This is a genomic window from Paenisporosarcina sp. (assembly GCF_057785155.1).
Window position 1 is genome coordinate 28772 of the sequence record NZ_JBYNRN010000038.1, and the last position, 15785, is coordinate 44556.

Annotated in this window: 17 protein-coding genes and 1 pseudogene; 9 read left to right on the top strand and 9 right to left on the bottom strand. The window is 33.8% G+C overall.

The window, feature by feature from the left end; all coding sequences use genetic code 11:
- Window positions 1-20: 20 nt before the first annotated feature.
- Window positions 21-440 (bottom strand): Lrp/AsnC family transcriptional regulator, encoded by a 420-nt coding sequence (locus tag AC3EA5_RS14045; protein ID WP_488608910.1) that lies wholly within the window; start codon window positions 438-440, stop codon window positions 21-23.
- 143 nt (window positions 441-583) lie between these two features.
- On the opposite strand from AC3EA5_RS14045, the gene AC3EA5_RS14050 reads away from it, so the two are divergent.
- Window positions 584-772 carry a DUF1272 domain-containing protein gene (locus AC3EA5_RS14050; protein ID WP_488608911.1) on the top strand — a complete coding sequence of 63 codons (189 nt, stop codon included), beginning with the start codon at window positions 584-586 and terminating at the stop codon, window positions 770-772.
- 75 nt (window positions 773-847) lie between these two features.
- Window positions 848-1016 (top strand): annotated as a pseudogene (locus AC3EA5_RS14055) (DNA polymerase III subunit beta); the annotation flags it as partial.
- Window positions 1017-1133: 117 nt separating this feature from the next.
- Here AC3EA5_RS14055 and AC3EA5_RS14060 read toward each other — a convergent pair.
- Entirely contained in the window at window positions 1134-2408 is a 1275-nt protein-coding gene (locus AC3EA5_RS14060; RefSeq protein ID WP_488608912.1) for an MDR family MFS transporter, read from the bottom strand.
- A 100-nt stretch (window positions 2409-2508) separates the two neighbouring features.
- On the opposite strand from AC3EA5_RS14060, the gene AC3EA5_RS14065 reads away from it, so the two are divergent.
- From AC3EA5_RS14065 to AC3EA5_RS14075, 3 genes are all read left to right on the top strand, one after another.
- Window positions 2509-4164 carry an ABC transporter substrate-binding protein gene (locus AC3EA5_RS14065; protein ID WP_488608913.1) on the top strand — a complete coding sequence of 552 codons (1656 nt, stop codon included), beginning with the start codon at window positions 2509-2511 and terminating at the stop codon, window positions 4162-4164.
- Between the two features lie 168 nt (window positions 4165-4332).
- Window positions 4333-4890, top strand: coding sequence for an AAA family ATPase (locus AC3EA5_RS14070; protein ID WP_488608914.1), 558 nt, complete (start codon window positions 4333-4335; stop codon window positions 4888-4890).
- Between the two features lie 204 nt (window positions 4891-5094).
- On the top strand, window positions 5095-5400 hold the full coding sequence (locus AC3EA5_RS14075) for a hypothetical protein (RefSeq protein WP_488608915.1): 306 nt from the start codon (window positions 5095-5097) through the stop codon (window positions 5398-5400).
- A gap of 208 nt (window positions 5401-5608) precedes the next feature.
- Here the strand turns inward: AC3EA5_RS14075 and AC3EA5_RS14080 are convergent, their stop codons facing one another.
- The 4 genes from AC3EA5_RS14080 to AC3EA5_RS14095 form a co-directional block, all read right to left on the bottom strand.
- A complete protein-coding gene (locus tag AC3EA5_RS14080; protein WP_488608916.1) occupies window positions 5609-5896 on the bottom strand; it encodes a hypothetical protein in 288 nt (95 codons plus the stop codon).
- A 63-nt stretch (window positions 5897-5959) separates the two neighbouring features.
- On the bottom strand, window positions 5960-6517 hold the full coding sequence (locus tag AC3EA5_RS14085) for a site-specific integrase (protein WP_488608917.1): 558 nt from the start codon (window positions 6515-6517) through the stop codon (window positions 5960-5962).
- Between the two features lie 535 nt (window positions 6518-7052).
- Window positions 7053-7310: a hypothetical protein gene (locus tag AC3EA5_RS14090; RefSeq protein ID WP_488608918.1), complete on the bottom strand. Its 258-nt coding sequence runs from the start codon at window positions 7308-7310 to the stop codon at window positions 7053-7055.
- A 17-nt stretch (window positions 7311-7327) separates the two neighbouring features.
- Window positions 7328-8227 carry a hypothetical protein gene (locus AC3EA5_RS14095; RefSeq protein ID WP_488608919.1) on the bottom strand — a complete coding sequence of 300 codons (900 nt, stop codon included), beginning with the start codon at window positions 8225-8227 and terminating at the stop codon, window positions 7328-7330.
- Window positions 8228-8848: 621 nt separating this feature from the next.
- On the opposite strand from AC3EA5_RS14095, the gene tcmP reads away from it, so the two are divergent.
- From tcmP to AC3EA5_RS14110, 3 genes are all read left to right on the top strand, one after another.
- Complete coding sequence (gene tcmP / locus AC3EA5_RS14100) at window positions 8849-10033, top strand: three-Cys-motif partner protein TcmP (RefSeq protein ID WP_488608920.1); 1185 nt, start codon at window positions 8849-8851, stop codon at window positions 10031-10033.
- Window positions 10034-10106: 73 nt separating this feature from the next.
- A complete protein-coding gene (locus AC3EA5_RS14105; protein ID WP_488608921.1) occupies window positions 10107-10874 on the top strand; it encodes a DUF5131 family protein in 768 nt (255 codons plus the stop codon).
- Between the two features lie 69 nt (window positions 10875-10943).
- Window positions 10944-11867 carry an HNH endonuclease gene (locus tag AC3EA5_RS14110; protein WP_488608922.1) on the top strand — a complete coding sequence of 308 codons (924 nt, stop codon included), beginning with the start codon at window positions 10944-10946 and terminating at the stop codon, window positions 11865-11867.
- 88 nt (window positions 11868-11955) lie between these two features.
- Here the strand turns inward: AC3EA5_RS14110 and AC3EA5_RS14115 are convergent, their stop codons facing one another.
- Window positions 11956-12975, bottom strand: coding sequence for a phage lytic cycle repressor MrpR family protein (locus AC3EA5_RS14115; RefSeq protein ID WP_488608923.1), 1020 nt, complete (start codon window positions 12973-12975; stop codon window positions 11956-11958).
- A 197-nt stretch (window positions 12976-13172) separates the two neighbouring features.
- Complete coding sequence (locus tag AC3EA5_RS14120) at window positions 13173-13727, bottom strand: recombinase family protein (protein ID WP_488608940.1); 555 nt, start codon at window positions 13725-13727, stop codon at window positions 13173-13175.
- Window positions 13728-14221: 494 nt separating this feature from the next.
- Between AC3EA5_RS14120 and AC3EA5_RS14125 the strand changes: the two genes are divergently transcribed.
- A complete protein-coding gene (locus AC3EA5_RS14125; protein ID WP_488608924.1) occupies window positions 14222-14344 on the top strand; it encodes a hypothetical protein in 123 nt (40 codons plus the stop codon).
- 321 nt (window positions 14345-14665) lie between these two features.
- Here the strand turns inward: AC3EA5_RS14125 and AC3EA5_RS14130 are convergent, their stop codons facing one another.
- Window positions 14666-15667 (bottom strand): DUF2268 domain-containing putative Zn-dependent protease, encoded by a 1002-nt coding sequence (locus AC3EA5_RS14130; RefSeq protein WP_488608925.1) that lies wholly within the window; start codon window positions 15665-15667, stop codon window positions 14666-14668.
- Between the last annotated feature and the right edge of the window lie 118 nt (window positions 15668-15785).

Below are 15785 nucleotides of genomic sequence, written 5' to 3' on the forward strand. Positions count from 1 at the left end.
TACGGACTCGCACTTAGCAGTTAAATCATTTTGTTAGGAACTGGAGAGGAAAGGTTCATCATGGTGTAAGGTTCTCCGTACTCCATGGTTAGATTAATGAACTCTTCCAATAACTCGTTCGTTTCTGTAATCACCTTCACTAGATAACTATACTCACCCGTTAATCGATGGCATTCAATAACTAAAGGATTTTCCTTGCAGAATTCTCTAAATACTTTACAGCGATGAGTTTTCACTAATACAAATGCTTTAACTGATTTGTTTATCTTACTTGAATTGATATCAGCTCTATATCCTTCTATTACCCCACTTTCCTCTAACTTTCGTACCCTTTCCGTTACAGCAGGAACAGACAATGAAATTTTACTCCCTAATTCTGTCATAGATATCCTGCCTTCGAGTTGTAAGATGTCGATTATTCTACGGTTAATGCTATCCAATTTTTATCACCTTCAAATGTTATGTAAAATACAAGTATTTCCTTATCTATTTAACCATACTAGTCAATATCCCTTAAAAAAAGCATGTGTTCTTATCACTACTTCAAATAAGATAAAGTGAGTTCAAATAAGGAGGAATTTTAATGGGATTAGCAATGAAAAATAAATGTGAGAAATGTCTAGAAAATGTGGAAGCAGAGGCTTATATTTGCGTTCACGAATGTACTTTTTGTCAGGACTGTACAATAAACATGTTTAATATTTGTCCGAATTGTAATGGGGAACTTGTAAAAAGGCCAAAACCAAAAGGATCATGTCCGATTAGTGCTTAATAATGACTAAAGTTTTGTTAATTATTAATGCCCAAAAAGCCTTTGATTCCATCACTAGAAGGGCAACATCGTTGAATAACATCTAGCTCATCAGTGATTGGTAAAGTGGAAGAAGAAATTCAAACCACATTGATTGAAGGGGAAAAGTTGAAAACTTCCTTCAGTGCGAAAAATATGATCAGTACCTTAAAAGCAGTAGGGGCATGATGTTTTACAGCTAATTTTTCCAGTTCGTACATACTAAATTTTAAAAGACGATTTAGCCCAAACAAGGGTTAAATCGTCTTTTTCTGTGCTCAATGGATTGTCTGAACTGTACCTACGCAAACCTTGGGTAATATTTGCAGGGACAGGAGTTTGACTATTTACTAAACATTTTCATGGTTGTCGTTAAAATAGCTTTTCTATTTTTTATAGGAATAGAGCCCTTCACAAATAACCCCGTGTAGATAAAGAAAATACCAATCATCAAGATGATTCCAATATATACAGACATCATCGTTGGGACTAAGAATGCGCCTATTATGATGGTGGATCTCGCAATTAAGTCAGCGCCAGAGAATGATAAATTAGAAAATGCCGAATAGGACCCTCTTTTATCAGCCGGCATCATATTCGCTTCCTCAGCATTTCGAATAGGTGAATAAATTAGCTCACCTATCGTTGCGATGAAACCAAAGATAACAAGCACATACCATGAATTTGCGGAAGTAATTGTTACATAACCAATCCCATAAATAATGAGTCCAATTAACAACATTTTTTGTTTGCTGAATCGGTCGGTAAATTTAGTAATAAAAAACGTTAAGCACACGACGAGTAACATATTTTCGATATTTAGAATGCTTAACATGCGCACTCCACCTATTTCAAACTCACCAATAGTGACGGACTTGAATGTTTCTGCAAGTCGAACGCCTATATAACTGTTTAACGAGAATTCCGCAGCAAAAATGAACATTGACCCTATCACCACTTTGACGAATGGTCGATCTTGAAAAGCCACCTTATAATTTTGAATTAAATCCATAAACACATTTTGGTGTTGCTTTTCTAAACGATTCGTATGTTCATCGATCAGCCAGATTTGATAAGCAATCGGGAGAGTCGCAGATGTAATTGTTAGTACAATAAATAATTCAATTTGATGATTTACATATAACAAGCCACCTAATGCAGCACCAATAGCCATAGATAAATTCACTAACCAATAATCAACAGCATAAACAGCCTTTCGATTCTCAGGTGTGGTGGAGTCGATAATAATGGCATGCATGGCAGGGCGTCCTAAACTACTTGTAATGACAAAGGCTACATAAGCCATGGCAAAAAGCCAAATCACATTATTTAAAGGAAGTAAGCTAATCGCCATCAATAAAAACATAACTGCACTTAAAGCAGAGGTTGTTACTAAAACAACTTTTCGCGGGAATCGGTCGGATATATACCCGCCAATTAGATTTATAAAAAAACTAATGATAACGGTGAATACCAAAAACAGTCCAGCCCACAACTTACTCATTTCTTGAGCAAAAAATAATGCCATAAATGGCATCACTGCAGAAGATACTGCCCTGTTAAAAAAAGATGTAATTAAACGAACCTTAATATTTTGTGGATAGTCTTTCCAATTCATGTTGCATACCTCCTCTGTCATTTGTATATTAAACTAGACTAGAGTATCTAAAAATAGACATTTAATCTATAAATGTCCACTTATGTAAGAGGAGGTTATGATGGATCCGCATCTTTTAACATTATGGAACACTGTATCGTCAGGTCACATAAAACAAGAGGAAATCGCAGAAGTCCTTCAATTAAGCCAAAAACAAACAGCCCGAAATATGCAGAAATGGTCTACTCAAGGATGGCTAATTTTTACACCTGGAAAAGGGCGTGGAAATGTTTCTAAGCTGAAATGGTTGAAAGATGTAGAAGAAATCTATGAAGAACAGCTAATGAAGATAATTGAGGATGAATCTGTTGAAATAAGTAGTAAATATCTTTTATTCGACTGGTCAACGGATAGTAAACTTCGTCTAATGAATAAGTTTCGATCAAAACTAGGTTATATTCAAAAAGCGAATGAGATAGACAAATTAATTATTCCTAGACGTTATCCTTTACTAACCATGCACCCGTTAAAAGCAGGAGAAATTCATAGCGCGAATATGGTTGTTAATGTATTTAATCGATTAGTTACAGTCGATGAAAAAGGTGTGATATATCCAGAACTAGCACATAGTTGGGATGAATGCTCGACAAAGCTAAGGCTGTACTTAAAGAAAGACGTTAAATTTCATGACGGCTCGATTTTAATCGCTGAAGATGTAGTGGTTTGTTTAGAGAAATTGAGAAGAGATGTTCATTTTCAAGATCTATGGGAACCGGTAAAGGAGATAAAGGTTGTTGCTCCTTTAATTCTTGATATTTATTTTCCAACCGGTTGTAGTTATTGTCTGCAAATGCTAGGAACGATTAACTCTAGTATTTACAAAGAAAATAAAGGTCAAGTGTTTGGAACAGGTGCGTTTTATGCTGAAAATAACCATGAGTTAAAAACGACTTTAACTGCTTTTAAAGATTATTTTCAAGAAAGACCGTTACTCGATGAAGTGGAATTTGTGCAAGTGCCTAAAGATTTCGATATCGTTTACCGCTCTTCAACACAGAAGAAAGGAAAAGATACAGTTGAAATCGAGAGTGATTCAGGTTTTGGAGTCGTTATCATGAATACTTTCCGTAAGTCTGACATTCAACGAAAAGAAGTGAGAGAATACTTGCATTACATTATTTCAAAGCACCGACATGATATTGGGAGCGTGCACTCTCGCGCAATGCCAAACAATAAAAGTTGTCTAATTGGTCAAGATCACAGCTATACAGTACCTAAAGTAAAGCGTCCTCATTTCACTGGAACTCTCATCATGAAGCTCGTGAATTACACGGAACAAACCACCCATTGGCTTAAAGAAATATTTGATGCTGAGGGTGTCCCCGTTGAAATTAAACGGATCTCATTTAAAGATACTGTAACCAATAGTGAAGAGAACCAACAAGTAGACTTATTTATTCATGGGGAAGTTTTCGAAATGAATCAAAACTTTTCCTTTTATCATTTTTTGAAGAATGGATATTCTCCTTTAGCCAATATCATAAAGAAAGATAGAAAATTAACTAATTACCTTAATGAGTACACTCATACGCCCTTTCATGAATGGACTGCTTTAAATTTAAAAGTAGAAAAAGCTTTATTGGAAACTTCAACGATGATTCCACTATATTATGAAAAACGTCAAATTCCATTCTCAGTAGATTTGATGAACATTAATATTAAGCACTTTGGATATGTCGACTTCTCTAAGTTGTGGGTTAGACCACAACTAAATTAATAATGGGTGTTGCCCGACATGGCAGCTTACTATTGAATAATGAATCGAATCTTTCGGTATGAGGTTATACAGTACGTGCTTACTCTTTAATAAAAATAATTAAGCCATTAGAATTAACATTTTTCAGATTAGGAATAGACTTTTTAGAAAAAATAGGAGTGAAAGATAATGAAATTTGTTTTATTGTTTGGACCCCAAGCTGTCGGGAAAATGACAGTAGGACAAGAATTATCAAAGATAACTGATTTAAAACTATTCCATAATCATATGACAATTGAGTTGCTTGAACCATTTTTCGGTTTTAGTTCAGAAATGTTCAGATTATCAACTTTATTTCGAGAAGAGATTTTTAATTCGTTTGCCAAAAGTGATCATTATGGAATGATTTTCACATATGTTTGGGCGTTGGACCAAAAAGAAGATTGGGAATTCGTTGACAAAGTATGTAACATATTCAGTTCTCACGGTGCTGAAATATATTTCGTTGAATTAGAGGCTGGTGTAGAAGAAAGGCTTAAACGAAATAAAACACCGAATAGGCTTGAACAAAAGCCGACTAAAAGAGATTTAAAACAATCCGAACAAAATCTATTGAACACGATGGACACATTTAGATTAAATTCGGAAGAAGAAGAAATTGAAAAGGAAAATTATTTTAAAATAAATAATACAGAATTAAGTGCCCAAGTAGTTGCCAAAATGATTAAGAATAGATATAAATTATAATCTCTAATTGTTCTTATATTTAGAAGGGGTAATTGAAGGTTAGAAAAACGTCAAAGACTGCCTTTTTTGTTGTCTAAATCCTAACAGATTGGACATTTTATAGAGGCTAAAATTCAACTCAGCATTTAGTTATAGCTTGGATAAAATTATGAGGTGCTGAAAGATTAGACATCCTGTATACTTAAAAAAACAGGAGTGATACAGATGGAAAACCAAGTTTTGGAAATGCTAAAACATATGAATGACCGTATGGAACAAATGAATGAACGCATGGACCAAGGATTTTCAAAAGTTAATCAAAGACTTGATGGAATTGATGAAAGACTTAATCAAGTAGAATTACGTCTTGCTGGAATTGATGAAAAACTTGATGGGATCGGCGGGCAATTTGAAGAAACCACAAAACAACTAATAGCATTAGATGATACAGGCAAATCAGAAATGAAGTTTCTAACACATAAAGTTATTCAACTTGAAAAAGAAGTGTTTATTATTGGAAATAAACACTAAATATAGTGAGTTTTTATAAGAGCCATCTACCTTTACAAGGTAGATGGCTCTTGGTTAGTACTGAAGTAATTTGAATACGTTCTAATCAATGTTTATGTCAACTCAGGTCCATGCGGTATATCATATCAATTTTGGACAGTGTTTGTTTCGGAAAAATAGCCGTGGGGATCCACAGGATTTGATATGACTAATTTTCGTAGTCATAAACTCAAATCCTTTTTGTTGTCCCGGCTAAAAAAGGGATACGATCCCCAGGAATGACAGCTTCAAGATCACAGAAACTGAAGAACTCTTCTTTATCGGTGCCATCATCTAATCGTGCCCAGAATCCTTTACGTTCTTCATCAAACTCTGTGATGAAACCGTGATAATAAACATCATCCTCGTCATCGTCTTTTTTAACCCAATAACGAACAACAATCGTTACATAATCCTCTTCCTTAAAGGTGAAATTCGTGACGCTCAGAAGCGAACCTTCTTTATATTTCACTTTCATATACTTGCACCTTCCTCTCTATTTATGATAATTTACAGCTTCAGAAGTGGGTCATTCCATTCCTTAGAGACTAAACTCATCAATTGCTTGGTCTATTTCGTCCTGTGATATCCCGATATAACGCTTAGTAACAACCGGAGCAGAGTGATTGAAAATATCCTGCAACATGGCCACGTCATTCGTTTTTTTATAGAAATGATAACCAAAGGTTTTTCGCAGCGTATGGGTCCCAATCTCTTCTACGCCTACTTGTTTAGCGGCTTTTGAAAGAATGCGATACGCCTGAATTCGAGTGATGGGCTGGATTCCTTTTCTGGAAGGAAACAGGTAGTCGTCATCGTACCTGCCAGCTACATACCTAGCGATTTCGTTTTGTAGTGACGCATTTAGTCGGAATTTCTTGAATTTGTCTGTTTTGCCTTCTCGAAGTCGCAGATGTTCTTTTCCTGCCACGTCTTGAACCCTCAGTTGAAGCATATCGCTAATCCGTAATCCGCAGTTAATCCCCATTACGAACAGAAAATAATCCCGGAGTGATTGTTGTTTTAATAGCTGTTTGATTTCTTCTATTTTATCTTTACTTCGAATCGGCTGGACGGTTGAATGTCGTAGAGCAGTCATCCTCGCTTCTCCTCCTAGCTACGTATAGAACTCCTGATTCATTATGATATAACGATAGCCTATAAACTGGAAGAGATAAAGGGAAATCGACTGGTTGCTTGTTTGGATCTGATAGAAGACGATGGGGGATGCGTGTCTATTTGTGAACAGATGAATGTAACACTTGTAGGAAAACGTTACATTCGTATTATTAATACCTGACAGCGAGATAAATTAATCTGGTTATGGTTTGTAAGAAGAGGGGAATCAATTTTAGGGGGCAGTGTAATTTGGACATAACAAATAGCAGGGGGACCTTTAAATTAAGATTGGTTTAAGATTTAGCGAGTCAATTTTTTTCGGAAGTCGAATCTTCAACTAAGCCCCTGTTAGCCATCCATGTAACGCAAAACCAGAGTTATACCACCAAGGATAGGAGAAGAAGGTCGATCTACTTTGGGCTTCGAGCCCAACTAATAGACTGATAGGTTATTACAACATTAAAGTGACCAGAATTTGCTCTGGTAAGCAAAACTGATCACTTTAACTTGAAAAATTAAGGTTGTTTTAACGTTTCCCAGGAAGAACTAGGATCGTCATCAACCAACTTTCTAAAAACTTGTCCATTGGTGTTATCATAAAGATATAGCCAACCGTCAGTGATAATTAGTTCATACTCACTCACAACGTTTTCACTAATGTTAACTGTCCTTGGATTATCTGTTTTTGAATTTGTAATTGCATTTGAAAGAATCCAGGCAGATAACACCATGCAAACTCCAAGCACAACAATAGATACTGGGTACCCTTTCATATTAAATCCTTCTTTCCTTAGAATGCGGTGTCGCCAGTTGAATAAATTGTCCATCCTTTACTTGTATCTGATAACCTGACTTCTACATTGTAACTACCTTTTCCAACTCCAAATGTAATACCACTGATATCGGAATTAGACCACGTGTGCGTATAAAAAGTCCTTGCATAACCATTAAATTTAGAAAATCCACTGTCATACGTCATAACTACCGAAAAACTCTCTCCTAAATACTCTAAAGCATTACAACACGTCTGGTATAATCTCACTTTATCCTGGTATTGAAATGCTACACCAATTTTCCCATTACCATCTGATGGATATGAAGAACTTTCCGTCCAACCTCTACTACTTCTTGCTACAAATGAAGAGCTCTTAACAACAGTTGCATAAGTACCACTTGTATTGTAGTAAGTTATGCCAAAGGCATCATCATAACCAATATTTGTCGGATAACAACAAGGAGGAACATCGTCTTTCCAACCTTCATTCAACCAATTTCCGTTTGCTGATACAAACCATTGACTAGAAAATGAGTCATAATAAATACTTGGCTTAGAAATAGTAACATTAGATCTACTACTGTTGATACTAAACGTAGGCTCTTCTTCAGGTATATCTAATTTATATAATCCTAATTCATTTGTTCTCTGATTAATTTCATCTTCAGAAAGTCCTTCTTGATACATTCTATGAATCTCTGATTCTACGAATTTAGTTCTGTCCTTAAGTTCGTTTATATTGTATTTTTTATCTTTGTTTTTATGCTTTTCTACAAGCTCTTTTTTTAGCTTCACGACATCTACTGTTTCTGCTTTGGCCTCTTTTTCTGCAGCATAAATTTCATTAGTGTTAATTCCCATGAAAATAACAATCATCATTAAAAGAGCTAAAGATAACTTACTACTAATCTTCATTAACAATTCCCCTTTCTGAAAGTTATTTAAACTTTCAGAATTTATTATAAATTAATAAAATTACAATAACAAGGAGATTTATATAAAAATTTGAAATTATTTACACCAATGTTAATAGAACTTTTTATTAATCAACCTATATTATTTCCACATCATCAATTCTAAGAATAGAGGGATGGTTGTGATTGGTATTGAACGAATGACTATATCGAATGTTCACGAGTGACGACTGTTATTTGTTAAGACATGACCGGATTGTCTTAACTAGTAAGTTTTGAAGTGAGTTCTTATGTAGCAACCGTATTAAAGTTAGTTTTAACGTGTTTTTCCTTTAATCGAATGTAACACTTATAGGAAAACGTTACATTCGGGTCAAAAAGTATGGGATTTTCTTGCGGAGTGGCAAGTTATTCTAGATGGAAATCTGACTGTTCACCTGATGTATGAATGTAAACAGTGCGGAGAGCAAATTTAAACGAGGTAAATAAACAAAAGGACTGAGCGCACTTTTCTCGGTTTTTCTCGTGTCTAATAATGTCGAATCTATTTCATCTTTCCATTAAAATGTTATATTTACAATTATTAGTTTAAAAAACTCTGAGTAAATTTATGGGGGTAAGTATGACAACGACAAGTTTTTTTGCGGAATTACAGCAACATAGTGATGCTAAGTTAAGAATATTAGACAATTATATTGTCGAATGGATGAGAAAAGTCACGTTGGGTCCTTATGGTCAAAGTGCGTTGGTAATTGATGGTTTTGCTGGATCTGGTGATTATGACAATGGAGAAGATGGGTCTTCAATTAGACTTATAAAAAAAGTAGTTCAGTTTTGTGAGCAATGCATACATCACAAGTGGGATGCTCCAAAAATATTTATATTATTAATAGAAGCAGATGAAAGTAACTATAGAAAGTTGATAAAAAATATTAACACTTTGACTTCTTTAGATTTATCAGATAAAAATGGCTTTGAGTCGATTCCTGCTCATCCTACAATCCAGGTTGCGTGTGTTAATAGTTCCTTTAATGAAACAATGACGAGCGTTCTTCAAGGCATTGAAAAAGGGCAAACGTTGATGCCTAGCTTTTGTTTTATTGATCCATTTGGATTTAAAGATACACCTTTTTCTATTATAAGTAAGTATTTGGATAATAGTAAATCTGAAATTTTTATTAACTTCATTTATGAAGAAACGAATAGATTTTTGACTGCAAAGAACAAGAAAATCCAAGAGCATATGCGCAAGCATTTTGGAACTGAGGACATAGATACTTTACAAAAGTTAGTTTCAGACAAACCTCCATTGGAAAGGAAACAACTAATTGTTGATTTCTATTCACGTCAATTACTAGAAAATACGGATGTTAAATTTGTTTTTACGTTTGAAATTAAAAAAAATGGAAGAACAAAACTTATACTTTTCTATGGAACAAGAAATGAAAAAGGATTAAAGGCTATGAAGAAGGCTATGTGGAAAGTTGATGATACAGGCTTATACATGTTTGATGATCGAAAAGAATCCACACAAATTGAGTTTGAGTTTGTTAAGGAGGCAGCAGAAACAGAACTAATTCAAAGTCTAGCCGACCAAATACTAAGTGAATTTAAATCTCTTAAAGTCACCGTGCCTGATATTGAGAGTTTCGTGATTACTCAAACAATTTACCCGGTTGAAAATTATATGAAGGGTGCATTAAAGCTTCTGGAAAATGGTGGTTATATGACTGAAGTGATAAAGCCATTTAATAAAAAAAGAAATAAAGGAACTTTTGCAAACGAGTGTATTATAACTTTTAAGTAAAAAGGGAACACGTGTTCTTTTTTCTATGCAAAATGCTTTTTTAACTATACAATGCAATAAAGGAGGCGTTCACATGTCTGGATCTTCATCAATTGAATGGACTGAAGCTACTTGGAACCCAGTAACCGGTTGTAGCAAAGTGTCTCAAGGATGCAAGCATTGCTACGCTGAAAGAATGGCAAAACGATTAACAGCGATGGGAAGTCCACGATACACAAACGGTTTTAACGTGACGTTGCAGTCTGATTTAATAGAAGCTCCATATAAGTGGAGCAAACCTAGAAAAGTTTTTGTTAATTCGATGTCTGATTTATTTCATGAAGAAGTACCATTGGATTTCATTAAAAAGGTGTTTAATACAATGAATAATACACCTCAACATACGTACCAAATTTTAACAAAACGCTCTTCAAGGTTGTCTGAACTGGCACATGAACTTCATTGGAGCCCAAACATTTGGATGGGAGTTAGTGTGGAAAATAGCACTGTATTTAACCGAATTAATGACTTAAGAAATGTACCCGCCAATGTGAGGTTTTTGTCGTGTGAGCCATTACTGGGGCCATTAACTAATATGAATCTTCAAGGAATACATTGGGTAATCGTTGGAGGAGAATCAGGTCCAAAAGCTCGACCAATGGAAGAAGAGTGGGCATGGGAAATTAAAGTACAATGTAAAGCTGAAGGTGTAGCATTCTTTTTCAAACAGTGGGGCGGAGTTCAAAAACATAAAAATGGAAGGCTATTAAAAAATGAATTATATGAAGAATATCCAGATTTTTCAAATAGTATAGACGTTGATGATGCCTTACTTATAGGTCCAGAATTCGACACTAGATAAGTATTTGTGAAGAAATAATGGATTTATAATTTAATAATTAAACTTTCTTTTGTACTTGGAGGTTTTGTAGTGGAAGAAAAATTAATTCCTTTATTAAATCAATTGCCAAAATGGCAACATACTATTCTTGAATATCTACTTAGAACTGAAGAAGAATATGTAATATATATGGAGCAATATTATAATCAACCTTTAAGTAAGTCTAGTCCTTTTGAAAAATTTGAAAAAGTGTATACAGCAATGCAAGAATATCGTTTAGCTAGGATTGAAAAATTAAGTTTATCCTATGAAGATTTTGAAAACCTCTACGATGAAGACCCTTATATTGGACTAACCACACTTTTTCAACACGGTATTCCTATGTCTTATCTTAGACTCGCTAAAGAAAAGATTTCTGCTAAGAAACACACTTTAAAAAAATATTACGAAAGTAATCAAATAGATCCGGAAGAATTTTTCCACCAAATTGTTACCTCGAGATTAGATGAGGAATATATGATGTGGAAGAAAAAGTGGCATAGTCAAAAAAGAGAGCCATATGAAAAACAAAACAATGTGACAACTGAAATATTAAATGGAACTGCAGAAACTAATCAACGGACAACCATAATTCTTCTCCGACGTCGGATTAGGGATTCTCAGATGGCACGAAGAATTAAAAGTAAGTATGAGGGAACATGTCAACTGTGTAATTCTAATCTAAAAAGTAGGGATCGCTATATTACAGAAGCCCATCATATTCGTCCTTTTAATGAAGAACATAAAGGACAAGATTCCTACAACAACTTGATTGTATTATGTCCTAATTGCCATACTCGTTTTGATGATTCATACTTTGCGATTCACCCAGAAACCAATATCGTCCATTGTCTTGATACCAGTAATGAATTACATTTATCAGCTCTGAGTCTGAAGAAAGGACACGAATTAGGAAGAGATAATCTTGAGTACGCTTGGAAGATTTTCGATTATCATAAAAAAAATTACCGATAGTATTTTTGTGATTTTTGGAGTGTGTAATGGGAATTACACACTCAGTATAATCATATAAAACTAAGTAGAATAACGTATAAAATACTAATTATAAATCGGTATTATTAGCTTTTTCGAATAGATCGTATCCATATAATTCACTATATTTTATTTTGATTAGATTTTTTATTAAGTTGGTATTCCTATAATCATATTTATTAACTCTTATCATAGCTGAATTAAATCGTGTTCCAATCTCTTCCAAATGAGCTTGTTTGAATTGTCCATCTCTTTTAAATAGCTCATTCGCCATGTACATCATGCCTGAAACCTCAATATCTCTTGATTTCAGGTACTTTAACCCAAAAATCTCTTTATAGATTCGAAATTTACGATTTACAAAATGCACATCTAAATTACCTTCTCGTTTCCCTCTTGTTGTTTTCTTGAAAATATAGGTGGAATCCAATAGATTACTAGTACTTTGTTGATTCTTCTCTGTAAGTCCATTTTTATTAATGTATTCTTCTTCCATATCTGTTTTATGGAGAAAACCAAACAATTCCTTGGAAACCTCTATTCTCCGTTCTCTTCCATTGTTATCAAATAGTCTAGCAAAGAATTTATCATTTTCTTCCTTCAAGTATTTAGTTCTTAAGTTCAGTAGTTCAGAGAAACCTTCACCATTAATGCCCTCAAAAAGTGCTAACAAGACTGCTCGATCCACATAGTTAATTAAATTCTCGCACATACTTAAAATCTCTTGTCTAGTAAAAGCATTTTGTTTATCGGCTGCCACGAACTGATTAGACCATTCCTTAATATTCTCTAGCCCAGATAAAGGATTAATACTACTTTCTTTATATCCGTGCTCTATAGCCCAATCAATATAATTTTTAAATTTTATCGTACTAATGTATGCAGAGTCATGCGTTGAGACTGACAAATCTTCTATAACCAATCCAAGTTCATCTAAATTCATTTCGAACATATCTTTACCTAAGACTTCTTCTATATTTTTCGCCTTCATAAAGGGAAATGCAGTAATTTTACGAGTCTTTAGATTTGGAATAGTATCTAGGTATGCAATTTTAGTATCTCCGTTATAAAATTTTTCTGATACAAACATTTAAGTCACCCCTGAATAAGACTTTGAAATATTCCGATATAAACTCTAAAATAAAGTAATGCAAATAATACTGCCCCCCAGAGTAATACCAATTAAAAGAAGAATACACTAGGGAATTCATTTATTCTGAAGTGAGTTTCTTCTATATATAATATACTGTATGGTTTTTGTAATTCCTTACTCCATATCTAATCAGATTACTTACGTTCTAAATAGCGATAAATTGTTGTTCGAGAAACTCCCCATCTTTCTGCCACATCTTTGATTGGTGTGCCTCCCTCAATAAGAGCCTTCATCATTTCAATATCTTTATCTCCATATTTCTCTGGACGTCCGCCAAGACGCCCCCTTGCTTTCGCCGCCACTCGTCCTGCAGCAGAGCGTTCTTGAATCAGATTTCGTTCAAACTCAGCAAATGCTGCAAAGAGATGAAACATTAGTTGGCCGGTAGCATTACTCCGATCCATTGTTATATTCTCTTGAAGACTGTGAAACCCAATGTTTTGATCATTCAAGTTGTTGACTAGGTCAATTAAGTCCTGCATGTTACGGCCCAGACGATCCAATCTCCATACAACGATGGTATCCCCTTGACGTGCATATTGGAGAGCTTCTTCCAATCCAGGCCGTTGTTTTTTCGATCCACTCATCTTATCGTGAAAAATCTTTGTACATCCATATTGAGTCAGTGCATCTGTTTGCAAATCCAAGTTTTGTAAACCTGTTGAGACACGAGCATATCCAATTAACACATTCATTCCCCATTTCCAATTTAATCCTAAATTGATTGTAACATAAGACTAAAGGAATAAGGTTATTGAACATAGAATAATGGGCAGAGTTTTGATACAAACAATAGAATAAAATTGATATCTTTGAGACCCCGTAGTGTCGTGTTCAGAAAAGGACGGGTTTTGTTACATCTCCCATTTATAATTAACAGTCCATACCTAAATAATTCAAGAGAAGATTTGGATATTTATGTTAAAATAAAATTATCGTATGTGAAGGATTTCACTTAAACTAACGCAGCAGTTTAATTGAAGAAGGAACTAAGAACTAAAGGTATAAGCTAATGATTTATCTTCATAAAAATGAAGGATTCAACAAAGGAAAACTTAAATTTTTTGTTGAGAAGACGTTGACCCAATGTAAGAGATCATCGTTCTTTTTAAATTTTATTTTTTCAATTTGAAACGTAAAAAGCACCTCATTCGTTTTAGTGATACTTAAATGGGGTGGGAAAATGGAGTTTATTGCAATAAAAAAAGAAACTTATGATGATTTACAAGAAACTTGGTTAGAAGACATTATGAATGAATATGGAGATAAAATGATCAGGGTTGCCTACAGTTATTTAAAAGATTAGGGAACTGCTCAGGAAACTTTTCAAGAGGTGTTTATTATTTGTTATAACCACTACGATCAATATTCTAATGCTGAAAACTTCAAGGCTTTGAAAAGATTATTGAACTTAGATTACTGGTCTTCTGATGGATTTAAGAGAAGAGTTATCTTTGTGTAACGAATTATCAAAAAATGGATATTTATGTAAAAATTAAATATGAAAAATTCTTATTCAACTAACGCAGAAGTTTAGTGAGAGAAGAGTTTCATGAATATAAACAAAAAAATCCTTTTCTACAAGATAGAAAAGGACACATATTTTGTAGACCATTGATTAAGAAAACTACTCATAGTTAGCTATGTAGTTTCCTTCTTCAAATATTTCCTGTGGACTTTTGGATGTCCATTCTTCTACTGTCATATCGGGATGCAAGTTTAAGTAAGATCTAATCATTTTATATCCTTCACTATAGCCATAATAATCAGGTAAACCATTAGAGCCACCTATTACAAACTCAACGGAATGACTACTCTCAAGATAGGATTCAATCTTACTCCAATACTCTTTGTTAAAGCTTTCGTCCACCACAAACTCACTACTATTTGAATCGGGATATACTAAGGTTTCAAACATCACGGCCTGACCTTCCATTATTAAATAATCTAAAACTGTCATAAAATAATCATCCGAATAATGCTTTTCGGTCCAAACACTATGATGATATTCATGCGAAACACCTGATTTAGTATAATTATCGAGTTCACTCAATTTAAAATAATTATTAAGCTCACTGAGAAAGACCGTAATTTTCCCTGTTCCCAATGTCATCATGTCAGAAGGAAATCTTTCATTTTCAGGAAACACACATACTGTTGTTTTTTTATCTGAGGAAAGTATGTCTGAAGATTTAACAAGGGATTCCTCAAATAAATTATTCATATGATCTTTATCCAATGATTCAATTTGATCCTTAATATTATTAAAATCACTTTCTGCCGGTGTCCATTCAAATACACTAAAATTATCATATTCCGCACCTTTAAAACACGCATCATATATAGGATCGATAATCACCTGTTGATATAATTGGTGTGGTGATTCATTTGGATTATCGTTTACAGTTTCAAAATAGTTTTCATATAGCATATAAGCATGAATTACATTAAATTCTTGGCCTGTATTGGGGTTTTTAAAAGAATAGGATATATTTTGTTGCTCATTTTGTAAATGTTCATTTTCCATAATTTTATTTTTGTGAGATTGTTCAGTTTGCTTACAGGCAGATAAAACAATTATTAATAGCAGCACACAAAATAAAAATAAAACTTTATTAGCGATATTCATATCCTCATACTCCCTCTACTAATTAGATAAATCTAAATATTCATTATAAATTATTTTATAACAAAACTTAATTATTATAAAATATTAAGTAAATATGTTAGAAATGGAAAAAAGTTTA

Coding starts and splice junctions, on each gene's coding strand:
- AC3EA5_RS14050 (WP_488608911.1), top strand. CDS start 584: ATGGGATTAGCAATGAAAAATAAATGTGAGAAATGTCTAGAAAATGTG.
- AC3EA5_RS14060 (WP_488608912.1), bottom strand. CDS start 2,408: ATGAATTGGAAAGACTATCCACAAAATATTAAGGTTCGTTTAATTACA.
- AC3EA5_RS14065 (WP_488608913.1), top strand. CDS start 2,509: ATGGATCCGCATCTTTTAACATTATGGAACACTGTATCGTCAGGTCAC.
- AC3EA5_RS14070 (WP_488608914.1), top strand. CDS start 4,333: ATGAAATTTGTTTTATTGTTTGGACCCCAAGCTGTCGGGAAAATGACA.
- AC3EA5_RS14075 (WP_488608915.1), top strand. CDS start 5,095: ATGGAAAACCAAGTTTTGGAAATGCTAAAACATATGAATGACCGTATG.
- AC3EA5_RS14080 (WP_488608916.1), bottom strand. CDS start 5,896: ATGAAAGTGAAATATAAAGAAGGTTCGCTTCTGAGCGTCACGAATTTC.
- AC3EA5_RS14085 (WP_488608917.1), bottom strand. CDS start 6,517: ATGACTGCTCTACGACATTCAACCGTCCAGCCGATTCGAAGTAAAGAT.
- AC3EA5_RS14090 (WP_488608918.1), bottom strand. CDS start 7,310: ATGAAAGGGTACCCAGTATCTATTGTTGTGCTTGGAGTTTGCATGGTG.
- AC3EA5_RS14095 (WP_488608919.1), bottom strand. CDS start 8,227: ATGAAGATTAGTAGTAAGTTATCTTTAGCTCTTTTAATGATGATTGTT.
- tcmP (WP_488608920.1), top strand. CDS start 8,849: ATGACAACGACAAGTTTTTTTGCGGAATTACAGCAACATAGTGATGCT.
- AC3EA5_RS14105 (WP_488608921.1), top strand. CDS start 10,107: ATGTCTGGATCTTCATCAATTGAATGGACTGAAGCTACTTGGAACCCA.
- AC3EA5_RS14115 (WP_488608923.1), bottom strand. CDS start 12,975: ATGTTTGTATCAGAAAAATTTTATAACGGAGATACTAAAATTGCATAC.
- AC3EA5_RS14125 (WP_488608924.1), top strand. CDS start 14,222: ATGGAGTTTATTGCAATAAAAAAAGAAACTTATGATGATTTACAAGAA.
- AC3EA5_RS14130 (WP_488608925.1), bottom strand. CDS start 15,667: ATGAATATCGCTAATAAAGTTTTATTTTTATTTTGTGTGCTGCTATTA.